The 13,136-nt window shown below is 67.5% G+C and carries 12 protein-coding genes; 2 read left to right on the forward strand and 10 right to left on the reverse strand.

Annotation, left to right across the window (positions count from 1 at the left end; genetic code table 11):
* Positions 1-36: 36 nt before the first annotated feature.
* The 8 genes from ABOZ73_RS13705 to ogt all read right to left on the reverse strand — a co-directional run bounded on the left by ABOZ73_RS13705 (position 37) and on the right by ogt (position 8,147).
* The gene (locus ABOZ73_RS13705; protein ID WP_369058686.1) at positions 37-1,257 is read right to left on the reverse strand and encodes an aminotransferase class I/II-fold pyridoxal phosphate-dependent enzyme; all 1,221 of its coding nucleotides are present in this window, start codon (positions 1,255-1,257) and stop codon (positions 37-39) included.
* Positions 1,258-1,260: 3 nt separating this feature from the next.
* The gene (locus tag ABOZ73_RS13710; RefSeq protein WP_369062550.1) at positions 1,261-1,512 is read right to left on the reverse strand and encodes an acyl carrier protein; all 252 of its coding nucleotides are present in this window, start codon (positions 1,510-1,512) and stop codon (positions 1,261-1,263) included.
* A gap of 93 nt (positions 1,513-1,605) precedes the next feature.
* Entirely contained in the window at positions 1,606-2,547 is a 942-nt protein-coding gene (locus ABOZ73_RS13715; RefSeq protein WP_369058688.1) for an NAD-dependent epimerase/dehydratase family protein, read from the reverse strand.
* Between the two features lies 1 nt (position 2,548).
* Positions 2,549-4,255, reverse strand: a complete 1,707-nt coding sequence (locus ABOZ73_RS13720; RefSeq protein ID WP_369058689.1) for a fatty acyl-AMP ligase — start codon at positions 4,253-4,255, stop codon at positions 2,549-2,551.
* The gene (locus ABOZ73_RS13725) at positions 4,255-5,604 is read right to left on the reverse strand and encodes a lipopolysaccharide biosynthesis protein (protein WP_369058690.1); all 1,350 of its coding nucleotides are present in this window, start codon (positions 5,602-5,604) and stop codon (positions 4,255-4,257) included. Before ABOZ73_RS13725 ends, ABOZ73_RS13720 begins: the two co-directional genes overlap by 1 nt.
* 6 nt (positions 5,605-5,610) lie before the next feature.
* Positions 5,611-6,369: a sterol desaturase family protein gene (locus tag ABOZ73_RS13730; protein WP_369058691.1), complete on the reverse strand. Its 759-nt coding sequence runs from the start codon at positions 6,367-6,369 to the stop codon at positions 5,611-5,613.
* A complete protein-coding gene (locus ABOZ73_RS13735) occupies positions 6,366-7,493 on the reverse strand; it encodes a glycerophosphotransferase (RefSeq protein ID WP_369058692.1) in 1,128 nt (375 codons plus the stop codon). Before ABOZ73_RS13735 ends, ABOZ73_RS13730 begins: the two co-directional genes overlap by 4 nt.
* A gap of 132 nt (positions 7,494-7,625) precedes the next feature.
* A complete protein-coding gene (gene ogt / locus ABOZ73_RS13740; protein WP_369058693.1) occupies positions 7,626-8,147 on the reverse strand; it encodes a methylated-DNA--[protein]-cysteine S-methyltransferase in 522 nt (173 codons plus the stop codon).
* A gap of 119 nt (positions 8,148-8,266) precedes the next feature.
* Between ogt and ABOZ73_RS13745 the strand changes: the two genes are divergently transcribed.
* Positions 8,267-9,727 carry an AlkA N-terminal domain-containing protein gene (locus tag ABOZ73_RS13745; RefSeq protein ID WP_369058695.1) on the forward strand — a complete coding sequence of 487 codons (1,461 nt, stop codon included), beginning with the start codon at positions 8,267-8,269 and terminating at the stop codon, positions 9,725-9,727.
* Here ABOZ73_RS13745 and ybaL read toward each other — a convergent pair.
* The gene (gene ybaL / locus ABOZ73_RS13750) at positions 9,724-11,376 is read right to left on the reverse strand and encodes a YbaL family putative K(+) efflux transporter (protein ID WP_369058696.1); all 1,653 of its coding nucleotides are present in this window, start codon (positions 11,374-11,376) and stop codon (positions 9,724-9,726) included. The two genes, ABOZ73_RS13745 and ybaL, sit on opposite strands and share 4 nt — an antisense overlap.
* Before the next feature lie 407 nt (positions 11,377-11,783).
* Here ybaL and ABOZ73_RS13755 point away from each other — a divergent pair, with 407 nt between their 5' ends.
* A complete protein-coding gene (locus tag ABOZ73_RS13755) occupies positions 11,784-11,963 on the forward strand; it encodes a hypothetical protein (protein ID WP_369058697.1) in 180 nt (59 codons plus the stop codon).
* A 489-nt stretch (positions 11,964-12,452) separates the two neighbouring features.
* Here the strand turns inward: ABOZ73_RS13755 and phoU are convergent, their stop codons facing one another.
* Positions 12,453-13,130, reverse strand: a complete 678-nt coding sequence (gene phoU, locus ABOZ73_RS13760; RefSeq protein WP_369058699.1) for a phosphate signaling complex protein PhoU — start codon at positions 13,128-13,130, stop codon at positions 12,453-12,455.
* Positions 13,131-13,136: the final 6 nt, after the last annotated feature.

The following is a 13,136-nucleotide window of genomic DNA, read 5'->3' on the forward strand; positions in this document are numbered from 1 at the left end:
GCGCGTTCGCGAACTTCAGATCAGCTTGAAGGCGCTCTAGGCGGTGGCCGCGCGCTTCACGTCGCTTTCGATCAGGCCGAAGGTCTCGCCGACCTGCTTGAACATGCCCAGCACGGCGTCGATCTGCTCGTCGCTGTGCGCGGCGCTGACGCTGGCGCGCAGCAGCGGGCGGGCGTCCGGCGTGGCCGGCGGCAGGGCCAGGTTCATGTAGACGCCGGCCTGCATCAGGGCGTTCCAGACGCCGATGGCGACCGGCTGGTCGGGCAGGGCGATGGCGACGATCGGGTTGCAGGTCGGGCCGGTGACGAAGCCCATGGCGTTCAGGCCGTCGAACAGACGCTGGGCGTTGTTCATGACGCGCTGGCGCAGGGCCGGGTCCAACTCCATGCGGTGCAGGGCGGCGGTGGTCGAGGCGACCGTGGCCGGCGGCAGGGAGGCGGTGAACATGTACGGGCGGCAGGTGACGCGCAGCACCTCGAACCCATCCAGGTTCGAGACGCAGAAGCCGCCGATGCCGGCCAGGCTCTTGGAGAAGGTGCCGACCACGAAGTCGACGTCTTCCTCGACGCCGATCTGTTCGGCCAGGCCGCGGCCCTTTTCACCGAGAACGCCCATGGAGTGGGCTTCGTCGACGAGCAGGTAGGCGCCCATCTCGCGCTTCACCGCGACCATCTCCTTCAGCGGAGCGACATCGCCCAGCATGGAGTAGATGCCCTCGACGACGATCAGGCGCTCGCCCGGGACGTCCTTCAGGCGCTTCAGGCGCTTGTAGAGGTCTTCGGGGTCGTTGTGGCGGAAGCGGATGACCTCGGCCATGCCCAGACGCGAGGCGTCGTAGATCGAGGCGTGGCTGTCGGCGTCCAGGATCAGGTGGTCGCCGCGGCCCACCAGGGTCGACAGCATGCCCAGGTTCGCCTGGTAGCCGGTGGTGAACACCATGGCGTGCTTGCGGCCGTAGAACCGGGCCAGCTCGGCTTCCAGGCGGCGATGGCCGTCGAAGTTGCCGTTGGCGATGCGCGAGCCGGTGGTGCCCGCGCCGCTCTCGGTCAGAGCCTTGCCGGCGGCCTCGACCACGGACGGGTCGAAGGTCAGGCCCAGATAGTTGTGCGACCCCAGAAGAATGGTGCGACGGCCGTCGATGATCCCCTCGGTCGGGGACAGGACCTGTTCGAACTTGACGTTGAACGGGTCGGCCCCGGCGTTGCGGATAGCCTCGTAGGCCTGGGCATAGGCCAGGTGCTTATCAAAAAGGCCCATGTCTCAGTTTCTTTTCTTGAGGTCTTTGATGAGGCCGGCGAGCTGGCCGGCGGTCTGGACATCAGCGAGGCGGTCCAGGGGAATGGACAGGTCGAAGCTGTCCTCGAGCTCCATGACGATGTTCATCAGAGCGAGGGAGTCCACTTCGAGGTCGCGCATGATGTCGGTGTCCTCGGACACTTCCACGCTGCGGCCGAGCACGGTTTCCGCCGCGCGGCCAATTTCGCGAAGGGTAAGATCGGTTACTGTTTCCAACGGTGACGCCAGCCCGGTGATGAAAGGTGCATGCAACAGCCCCCGCTGCCGTGACACCATTGTAACAAAAACGTGGGCGGTTGAACGGCAAATTTAAAGAGGGGGCAACCAGCCGTTGTTGCGATACCAGCGCACTGTTTGAATAAAGCCGTCTTTCAGGCCGTATTGGGGCGCAGGAAGTCGGTCGTTGTGCTCTTTGGGCGACACCGACCAGTCGGGATGAAGGATCTCCCGAGCCTTCTCGGAGGTCAGCATGGCGGCGCTGCTTCCTTTGGCCGCAAGGCTTCCGAGCATGCCGACAAGCTTCACAACGCCGGAGGGAAGCTTGACCAGAACCGGTTTGCGGCCGACCAATTCCGCCGCCGCCTGCATCAGATCGCGCCACCCGTAACCAGCCAGATTGCGATCACACAGGGCGATGGTCGCGCCCGGTTCCGGAAGCTTGGCCAGGGCCGTGATCTGGGCCGCGGCGTCCTCCACATGCACCAGGGCGATGCGGGCGACCGAATCAAACACCGGTAAGAACGGCGCCGTGGCGGCGGCCTTGAACAGGGCGAAGGTCTCCACATCGCCCGGCCCATAGATGGCCGGCGGCCGAACGATGGTCAGCCGATCGCCGAGCAGGGCGGCGACCGCCTCCTCGCCCGCGCGCTTGCTGGCGGCGTAGTGCGACAACCTCGGCTCGCGCGCCACGAGGCTGGAGATCAGCAGGAACGGCGCGCAGGGCGCCATCCGGGTGGCGGCGTTCGCCATGGCCACGGCGCCGTCCAGGTTCACGGCGTCGAACTCGGCGCGGGTGCGAGCCTTGATCAGGCCGGCGCAGTGCACCACCACGTCCGCCCCCGAGCACAGACGGTCGAGGGCGGCTTCATCCGACAGGGAGCCGATGACGATCTGCGGCTCGATATCCCGCCACAGGGGATGCACCGGATCGCGGCGCATCAGGCAGCGGACTTCGAACCCCGCCTGCGCCAGGGCGAGCACCAGTCGCCGGCCCAGGAAGCCGGTGGCGCCGGTGACCGCCGCCAGGGCCATGTCAGGCGGCTTCCGGCGTGAAGGCTCCGGCGATGTAGCTGGCCTTGGCCTTGGACCGGCTCAGCTTGCCCGACGAGGTCTGCGGCAGGGCGTGGGAGCCGACGAGTTGCACCTTCGCCTCGATGCTGTGACGCACGCGCAGGACGTTGGCGATCTCTTCCACCAGGGCGTTGCGCACCTCGGCGTCCGAGCTGCGGCACTGGGCGAGGACGACGATGGCCTCTTCACCTTCGCCGGCCACCGAGAAGGCGGCCACATCGCCGCTGCGCAGGGTGGTGATCTCGGCCTCGGCGGTCCATTCTAGGTCCTGCGGCCAGATGTTGCGGCCGTTGAGGATGATCAGGTCCTTGGCGCGGCCGGTGATGACGATCTCGCCCTCGACGAAATAGCCAAGGTCGCCGGTGTCCAACCAGCCGTCCTCGGCCAGCACTTCGGCGGTGATTTCCGGCTGGCGGAAGTAGCCCTTCATCAGGCTGGGGCCGCGCGCGTAGATGCGGCCGACGCGGCGTTCCGGCAGGATCGCGCCGTTGATGTCGCGCACTTCCAGTTCGTGGTGCGGCAGCGGCGGGCCGCAGCGGGCGAAGGCGCGGGCCGGAGCGTCCGACGTGCCGGGAACGGCGACGCCGTCATGCTCCAGCTTGTGCAGGTCCAGGGTCTCGGCGACCAGGCCGCCGTCCAGGGGCGCCATGCTCAACGCCAGGGTCGCCTCGGCCATGCCGTAGCTGGCGAAGTAGGCCTTCTTATCGAAGCCGATCTTGGCGAAGGTGTCGGCGAAGGCCTGCAGCGGCTTCATGCGGATCATGTCGCCGCCGATTCCGGCCACGCGCCACTTTGACAGGTCGATATGGTCGATGGCGGCGCTCTCGCCGCGGCGGGCGCACAGCTCGAAGCCGAAGCTGGGGCTGTAGGCGATGGTGCCGCCGTTCTTGCTGATCAGGTCCAGCCACAGCAGGGGGCGGCGGACGAACGCACCGGTCGGCAGCAGGTCCACCGACATCTGGCTGGCCATGGGGCTGAGCAGGAAACCGACCATGCCCATGTCGTGATAGAGCGGCAGCCATGAGACGGCGCGGTCTTGCGGCTTCACCTTCAGCCCGTCGCGGGTGATGGCCACGGCGTTGGCCATCATGGCGCGGTGGGTGACCAGCACCCCGGTCGGGAAGCGCGTGCTGCCCGACGAGAACTGCAGATAGCAGGGGCCGTCCGGCGTGATGGCCGGCAGTTCGGCCGAGCCTTGCGGCAGGTCGCGGATCAGGCCGGCGACCTTCACGCCCGCCTGGTCGGCGGCTTCCTTGATCCACTCCTGCATCGCTTCGGGGCCGAACACGGCGGCGGCGTCGGCCGACTGCAGCAGGCGGGCGATCTGGGCGATGTAAGGCGCGCGGCCCCCCAGGGCGGCGGGCAGCGGCAGCGGGGCCGGGATCACGCCGGCGTACTGACAGGCGAAGAAGCCGCGCACGAAGTCGCCGTCGGTCTCCGCGACCAGGCCCACGCGGTCGCCGGCCTTCAGGCCGCTGGCCAACAGGCGCTGGGCCAGGGCCTGGGCGTCCGTGCGCAGGGTCGAATAGGGCAGGGCTTCAACCAGTTCGCCGCGCAGCGAATACAGGTTCATGCCGGTCTGGCCGGTGGCGGCGTAATCGAGCGCCTCGGTCAGCGTGGCGAAGTCGGCGAGGCGAAGCGCGCGGTCGGGGGCGGTGGGCGTGATCATCAGTCGGGGTTTCGCTCGCTTGTGACAGCGGTATCAGAGGAGGTGGTTCCAGGATTGAGGCGTTGGCCGCGCCGCAGCGCCCATAGCATGCCCAGGCCCATAAGTATGCCCGCGCCGACAAGAGCCGCCCCGGCGCCGTTCGGACCCCAGGTGCGAACCACGGGCACCAGCACGCCCAGGTAAAGAACGCAGACCGCCAGACGGACCCGCAGGGCGGCCCCGGCCTGGCCCAGGGAGACCAGCATCGGCTCCAGCGGCAGGGCCCAGATGGCGACCACGGCGGCGGCGACCTGCCAGACCATGACCTCCTCGGCGTCGGCGAAGGCGGGACCCATGACCAGGGTCAGGATCGGCCCGCCGGCGAAGATGGTGACCACCAGCAGCAGGGTGGCGACGCCGCCGCCCAGCAGGCCCACCTGGATGGCCAGCTTGGTCATGGCCGCCTCGCCCTTGGCGGCGCGCAGGCGGGCCAGTTCGGGATAGAGAGCCGGGATCATCAGCTTGGCCGGCTTGGCCAGGGCGTCGGCCACCTGCCGGCCCACGCGCCACAGGGCGGCGGGGGCGGGCCCCATGACCGCGCCGACCACCAGCGTGACCACGTGGGTGAACATCACATCGACCGTGGCGCTGAAATTGGTGGCCCAGGCGAAGCGCCAGACCCCCGGCATGCCCTCGGTCAGCGGTCCCTTCCAGGACCAGTCGGCCAGCAGCCCGCGCTGGGCCATTTCCCGCACCGAGACGACGGCGAGATAGGCGAACTGAGCCATCGTGCCCGCCGCCCAGACCAGCAGGAACGCTTCCAGCGGGGCGTTCATCCACCAGGCGATCAGACCGCCGATCAGGCGCACGGCCGACTGGATGGCGAACTGCGCCGACATCAGGTCGAAGCGGTTGAACAGGCGCAGCAGGCCCAGGGGCGTGGCCGGGGCCATGGCGATGATCGACAGGGCGTAGAGCGCCGCCGCCGGCGCCTGGCCGACGGTCCAGCCCAGCTCTTCGTCGAACACGATGGCGCCGGCGACGCCGATCAGCACGCCGACCAGGCCGCTGACGATGTCCAGGAACACCGTGAAGCGCACCACGCGCTGGAAGTCAGTCTTGCGGTTTTCGGCGAAGGGCGCGGCGCCGTAGTTCAGCACCGTCTGCCAGGATTGGAACTTCACCGCATCGCCCACCAGTTGGGCGAAGGCGTTGATCAGGACGAGCACGCCCAGACCCGACGCGCCGAGCGCGCGGGCGGCCACCGCCATGTAGGCGAGGCTGATCACTGCGTTTACGACCCGGCCGCCGAGGAGAACCCCCGTATTGGTCAGGACGCGGCGCAGCAGGCCTGTCGTCGGGATCTGCACGAGACGTTAGCGTCGGGGCGTGTCGCCCGAGAGCTCGGCGACCCAGGGGTAACGCTCGGCTTCCTCGCCGTCGTAGCCCAGGTTGAACACGGTCGGGCTGCGGGGACGCTCCTTGGCGCCGTACAGCGTGCCGAGCAGGGCGTCGGGCCAGTAGGTGATGATCCCGTAGTTGCCATTCTCGTTATGGAAGTGGTGCGCCATGTGCAGCATCTTGATGCGGGCCAGCCACTTGTTCTTCGGGATGTAGTTCAGGTGCTGAATGCAGTGGCAGAACTCGTACACGCAGGTCATTAGCAGGCCCGTGGCCAGGGCCGTGAACGCCGCGCTCCAGCCGCCGATCAGATAGCCCACCGGCACCGTGGCCAGCGAGATGGTCGGCAGGGTGTTGGTCAGCGAGCCAAACAGCACGTCCATGCGGTTGGGCTGCTGGTGGTGATCATAGTGGATGCGCTTCCACAGGGTGGCCGACCACTTCATGCGGTACAGCCAACGGCCGTGCAGGATCCAGCGGTGCAGGCCGTACCAGACGATGGGGTACAGAAGCTGCGCCACAGCGAAGGCCGCCAGCAGGCGCCAGGGCTGCACGCCGGCGCTGGTCGCCACGGCGCCCCAGATCGCCGCCGCGGACAGCACGAGGTACACGATCACCGCCGGATAGGTGAAATAGACGGTGGTCAGGCGCTTCATATCCATGCGCCCGAGGTCGTAGCGCAAGGCGGCGTCGCGGATACGCTCGAGAGCGGCTGGGGTGTTTTCCTTGGTCATGATGGCCGCGTTTGCGCCTTCTCGAGGCATTTCGCAACGGCTTGGGCCGCGCGCAGGGATGAGGGTTCTGGTCGCAGGTCAAAGGTCTCGGCGAGGCCGGCCTGCTGCTCGACCTCGTATTTCGCCCGTTCCGCGAAGGCGCGGTCCAGGGCGGGCAGGACGTCATCGACGGTTTCAGCCACCGGCCCGAACGCCCAGTGGCGATAGTCCTGGTTCTCGCGCCAGGCCGCGCCGTGGGCGTTGAGGAACGCCGCCGGCCGGGGCTCGCGCAGGAACTCGTAGATCTGGCTGCTGACGTCGCCCAGATAGGCGTCCGCCAGGGTGGTGTAGGTCATGTCGATGGTCGCCGGCCCGCCCAAGTCGATGCGGATATTGGGATGGTCCTTGAACTTCGCCAGTCTCGCCCGGTCCTGAATGTTGGCGCCGTCGAACAGGCGGATGTGGGGGGCGAAGACAAGATTGTAGCGGTCCTGGGCGGCGAACTGCTCCAGCACCTGCATTCCCCAGGCCGGCCATGAACTGAGCTTTGGGTCGAAGTGGGGGTTGTAGACCACCGTCGGCTTGCCGTTGTCGAACAGCCGCGTCTGGGCCGGCGAGATGGCGTCGATCAGATCGAACTTCGGATAGCCGACCACGGCGCAGCACTCCGGGGCGACCAGCCCAGTGTCGACCATGCGGGCGCGGTACTTGGGGCCCGACGCCATGACCAGGTCAAAGACCCCCAGGCGCGGCTCGAACGGGCCGCCCCGGTCGCCGGCGCCGTGCTGGGTGTAGATCAGCGCAGGCTTGGTCAGGCCCAGCCGCCGCACCAAGGCGGTGGTCCGCTCCGGCGTGACGAGGGCGTCGTAGCGGCCGAGAACGCGCAGGTTCGCCGCCAGCATCAGCGCCTTGGGCGGTGTCGAGGCGCCCCGCCGGCGCAGGTTGCGCAGCGGCGCGGGGCCCAGCAGCTTCAGCTTGATCGGCGCGCCGCCCAGCTTGGCGATCACCTCACGCAGATAGGTGAGGTGACGGGGCGTCACCGCCAGCGCGTGGACCTCAATGTCCGGCCAGCCGCGCGCCAGCTCCACCGCGATGGTGATGCTGTGCAGGATTTGGTGCCACTGGGCGATGTAGAGGAACGCCACGCGGCGCTTGCGTCTGACGGAACTAGAACGCCCCGACGCGCCGCTCTTGATCTGCTTCACTGGAATGCACCGATCCCCACCCTCACGCGGTTCATCCCACACGCGGAGGCGCACGACAATCGCGCGCGAGCCTCAGCGGTGCGGCGCGCCCTCGTGGGCCAGAAGCCAACGCTTGCGCTCCAGCCCGCCGCCATAGCCGGTGAGCGAAGCGTCGGACCCGATCACCCGATGGCAGGGGACCACCACCCCGACCGGATTGGCCCCATTGGCGGCGCCGACGGCGCGGACAGCCTTGGGCCGGCCGATGGCGGCGGCGAGGGCGCCGTAGGTGACGGTCTGGCCGGCGGGAATGTCGCGCAACGCCTTCCACACCGCGCGCTGAAACTCGGTGCCGCCGGTCTCGGTCGCCAGGCCGTCGATGGCCGACAGGTCCCCGGCGAAGTAGGCGGCCAGGGCGCGGGCCGCGGCGGACGGCGGCCCCTGCCGGGGCTCGATCACCGCCGGCTTGCGGTACTGAGACTTCAACAGCCGATGCATCCGCGCCTCGTACTCGATCCAATCCAGGACGCGCAGGCGATCGTGGTCGTCGGTCAGCAGGATCAGCGCCCCGGCAGGGGTGTCCAGGGTTTCGCGGTAGAAGGTCGGGGTGGTCATGCGATCATGATGGCGCAGCCGCCGTCTTCGCGCTGGCGGTTTTCGGACGCGATGCGCGGGCGTACAGACATGTCCGAAAGCCGCCAGACAGGGCGGGCCGCGAAGAGCAGGCTTCAATCATGGACCTCGATCAAGACGCCTGCTACCGCGCTGTCTCCACCCGCGACGCCCGCTTCGACGGACGCATCTTCGGCGGGGTGAAGACCACCGGCATCTACTGCCGCCCGATCTGTCCGGCGCGTACGCCCAAGCGCGAGAACATGATCTTCTATCCCTCCGCCGCCGCAGCCCAGGAGGCGGGCTTTCGCCCCTGCCTGCGCTGCCGGCCGGAGACGGCGCCGGACCTGGGCGCTTGGCGCGGCTCATCCAGCACGGTGTCGCGGGCTCTGGGCCTGATCGAGGCCGGGGCGCTGGACAATGCCGACGTGGAGACCCTGGCTGGCCGCCTGGGCATGGGCGAGCGGCAATTGCGCCGCCTGTTCAAGAGCCATCTCGGCGCCTCGCCCGTAGCGGTGGCGCAGACGCGGCGCGTGCTGCTGGCCAAACAACTGATCCACGAGACCCGCCTGCCCATGAGCGAGGTCGCCCTCGCTTCCGGCTTCGGCAGCGTCCGGCGCTTCAACGAGACGTTCCAGCAACTGTTCGGCCGTCCGCCCAGCGCCTTGCGGCGCGCGCGCGAAGAGGTGTCTTGCGGCCCCCTGGGCGAGGTGACGATCCTGCTGCGCTATCGCCCGCCCTATGACTGGAAGGCCATGCTCGACTTCCTGCGCGTGCGGGCGATCCCGGGCGTCGAGGTGGTCGAGGCGGATCGCTACATCCGCACCATCGATCTGGATGGGGCGCAGGGCCTGGTGTCGGTGGAGCCGGGGGAGGGGAACGCCATGAAGGCCATCATCCGCTTCCCCAAGCTGTCGTCCCTGCCGGCGATCATCGCCCGGCTGCGGCGGGTGTTCGACCTGGCCGTGGATCCGGACGCCGTGGGGCGGCACCTGTCGGCCGATCCGGTCCTGGCCCCGCTGATCGCGGCCCGGCCGGGTCTGCGCACGCCGGGCGCCTGGGATGGGCTGGAACTGGCGGTGCGCGCCGTGCTCGGCCAGCAGATCACCGTGGTCGCCGCCATCAATCTAGCCGGCAAGATGGTCGCCGCCCATGGCCAGCCTCTGAAGCGCCCCGATCCGGACTTCCCCGCCCTGACCCACGTCTTCCCCACGGCGGAACGGCTGGCGGCGGCGGACATCGCGGCGCTGGGCATGCCCCGCTCGCGCGGCGCGGCCCTGTCTTCCCTGGCCGCGGCGGTGTCGGCCGATCCGCACATCTTCAGCGCCCGTCGCAGCCTGGAGGAGGCGGTCGGTCAGCTGAAAGGACTGTCAGGGATCGGGGAATGGACGGCGCAGTACATCGCCATGCGACAGATGCGCGAGCCGGACGCCTTCCCCGCCGCCGACATCGGTCTTATGCGGGCCCTGGCGGACGAGGCCGGGGTGCGGCCGACTCCGAAGGAGCTGCTGGCGCGCGCCGAGGCGTGGCGCCCCTGGCGCGCCTACGCCGCCCAGCATCTTTGGGCGGCGGACGCCGCTTAGCCGACTGCCGGAGCGTCTTGGCTCATGATCCGCGCGATCTCCTGCTCGCCAACGATGACGCGATCTGCTCCGCTTTGGCGAAGATGTCGTGCTTCGGCCTCCGACTCGCCTCGCGCCACTACCCATAGGGTCGCGTTCAAGCTTTTGGCCCGAGTGATGATCTGTCCCGCCTCAAGGCTGTTGGGAACGGCGACCACGAGCCGTCGGGCGAGGGCGATGGCCGCGGCGCTGAGCACCGATGAGCGAGTGGCGTTGCCAAGCACGGTGTCAAAGCCGCTCGCGCGCAGGCTTTCAGCGCGTGCGAGATCTTGCTCGATCACCACGCAGGCTTGATCGAGACGACGCATTTGCGCGGTCACCAGTTTTCCCACCCGACCATAGCCGACGACGATGACATGGTCGGATGCAGCGGTTCGGTAGGGCTGATAGTCCAAAGCATCTTCGACTTCCTGCGCCAGGCTTTTTGCGCGCCGCGCGCGCGCCCGATCACCGAGTAAGAAGGCCAAGGGATTGAGCACGATCGAGATCACTGCGCCGGCGAGAACCAGATCGCTGCCGGCTTGCGGCAGCAGCTTCAAGCTCAGGCCGAGCGTCACGAGGATGAAAGAGAACTCGCCGATCTGCGCCAAGCTGGCTGAGATCAAAAGCGCGGTCTCTGAAGGTTTGCCAAAGGCCTTGGCGATCGCATAGGCGGCGACGGACTTGCCGATGACGATGATCATCGTTGTCGCCAGCACCGCCAAGGGCTCGCGTACGAGCACGCTGGGATCCAACAGCATGCCTACGGACACAAAGAACAACACGGCGAACGCGTCGCGTAGGGGCAGCGTGTCAGCAGCTGCGCGATGGCTAAGTTCTGATTCCTTGAGGATCATGCCAGCGAAGAAGGCGCCAAGCGCAAAGGAGACCCCAAAGAGCGCTGAGGCGCCATAGGCGACCCCGATGCCGGCAGCCAAGATCGCCAAGGTGAAGAGTTCGCTCGAACCTGTGCTGACCACACGTTGCAGCAACCAGGGGATCAAGCGGCGACCCACTATGATCATCAAGGCGGCGAACGCGACGAGCTTGCCAAGGGTGACGCCAAGCGACAACGCCAAGCCGGTCGCTCCACCGCCACCGCCGCCTGAAAGCGCTTCACCGAGAATCGGCAGCAGAACGAGCGCGAAAATCATGGCGATGTCTTCGACAATCAACCATCCGACCGCGATGTGTCCCGCCCGGGTGTCGAGCAACTGACGCTCAGTCAGGGCGCGCAGAAGAACCACTGTGCTGGCGACTGAAAGAGCTAGACCGAATATCAGACCGCCGGCAGGCGGCCAGCCTAGCCACGCGGCCAGCCCCATCCCCAGCAGCGTAGCGACAACAATCTGGGTAAGCGCCCCGGGGATGGCGATTTTGCGAACCGCAGCAAGGTCGCGGTAGGAGAAGTGGAGGCCTACGCCGAACATCAGCAAGATGACGCCGATTTCGGCCAGCTCGGCGGCGACCGCCGCGTCGCCGACGAAGCCCGGCGTGTAGGGCCCGACCAGAACGCCCGCGGCCAGATATCCCACAATCGGCGATAGCCGCATGCGGCTAGCCAACATTCCAAGCACGAGCGCCGCTGCAAATCCGGCGGCGATCATGGCGATAAGCGGCGTGTGGTGCATCGCCCGTCCTTCCCCCTCGCAAGGCAGTCTCAACGGCGGCGCCCGGTCGGGATGCGCCATCGCCATCATTGGAAGCTGGAGGCCCGGTAGAGCCGGTGTAGGTCTTGTTCAACGCTCCCCATGCCAGAAAGTCTCGACGGACTGCGGGTGGCCAGGCTGCGGGAGGAAGCATCTTGTCGCTGCTCTCAGCTTAATGACGCCGAGCGGTCGCATTTGGACGCCGCGCACCCATATGAGGAATGCGCCATCGAATGCGTGCCGCCACTCAAGCGGTCGATCGCCTTCGATGCGGCGCCCTGTCCAGAGATCATGATGCACCCACTTTTGGTGGTGACGGAGCTTGCAGTCGGCGGCTCGCGGCGATTGTGTGCGGGTGTGGCGGTTATCGTCGGCAAGACGGTGCGGTCATGAACACGCCTCTTGAGGATTCTGCCCGCGAGAACGCCTATTTGCGGCAGAGGAACGCTCAGCTTCAGGACGATGTGACCGCGCTGTCGGCGGAAGTTCAACGCCTGCGTCAGATCGTTGAGCGCGTGCACGCACGCACGCTTGTCCAGACGCCTAACCCTCTGAGCGGCGGGCAGTAATCACAAGGCGCTGCGTCCTGACGGCGCGCTCCGGCCACGGCCGAGAGACATTTTCCTCTATCCAGTCAGCTATCGAGCAACTGTTCGATGGCGGTCTTAACTCGACAAAGGTGCGACATGGCCAAAGGTCAAAAGAGATCCAATCGCGAGGTGCGCAAGCCCAAAAAAGCCCCGCCAAGTCCTGCGGCGCCGTCGAGCTCGACTTGGCAGCCCTCCGCTCCGGCCGCCCGCTCGTGAGTTTTACATCCTGGTGGCGTGGCTTGGCCGTATCCGAAGCCGACGTAAAGGCCGAGATATGGCGTCTTGGCGGCCGCCATTATGGGCGACCGCTAGCCGGGGCGATTGAGGAGCTCAAGGCGCCGGGCGTGACGACCGCCCGAGCCATATTGCTCCGCGTCTGCATTCGCCAGATGGAGAGCGACGGCCGGCGTGAGGCCGGCGCGTCCACAGTGCGTACGCGCTAGAGAAAGCTGCACTAAGCCATGGGGCCTAGCCGTCGAACTTCGGACGGTCCTCGACGAGCTCCACGCCAGTGATCTCGTAGTGGATCAGTTCGGCGATGTTGGTGGCGTGGTCGCCGATGCGCTCGAGGTTCTTGGCGATGAACAGCAGGTGCGTGCAGGCGGCGATGGAGTCCGGATCCTCGGCCATGCGGGCCAGCAGGCTGGCGAACAGCTGCTCGTAATGCTCGTCGATCTCGGCGTCCTGGGTCCAGACGTCCACGGCCTGGCTGACATTGCGCGCGCCATAGGCGTTGAGCACGGCGCCCAGGCGGGCGGCGACCAGGCGGCCCATGCGCTCCACCGGGCCGGCGAACGACGAGGCGTTGGCGGGACCGATCTTCAGGGTGCGCTTGGCCACGTTCTTGGCCAGGTCCCCGCAACGCTCCAGGTTCATCGCGATCTTCATGGCCGCGATCGGGCGGCGCAGATCGTCGGCCATGGGCTGGCGCAGGGCGATCATGCGGACCGACTTGCGCTCGATGTCGATGGCCAGGGTGTCCAGGGCCGGATCACGTTTGATAGTGCGTTCGGCCAGCTTGGTGTCGCCCTGGAAGATCGCCGAAAGTGCGTCGTCCAGTTGCGACTGGGCCAGCACGCCGAGGGCGATGACGCCTTCGGTCAGTTCGGTAAGCTCGTTCTCGAAGGCCGTGACGGTATGTTCCATGTCGGG

The organism is Caulobacter sp. 73W (assembly GCF_041021955.1).
Taxonomy (GTDB): Bacteria; Pseudomonadota; Alphaproteobacteria; order Caulobacterales; family Caulobacteraceae; genus Caulobacter.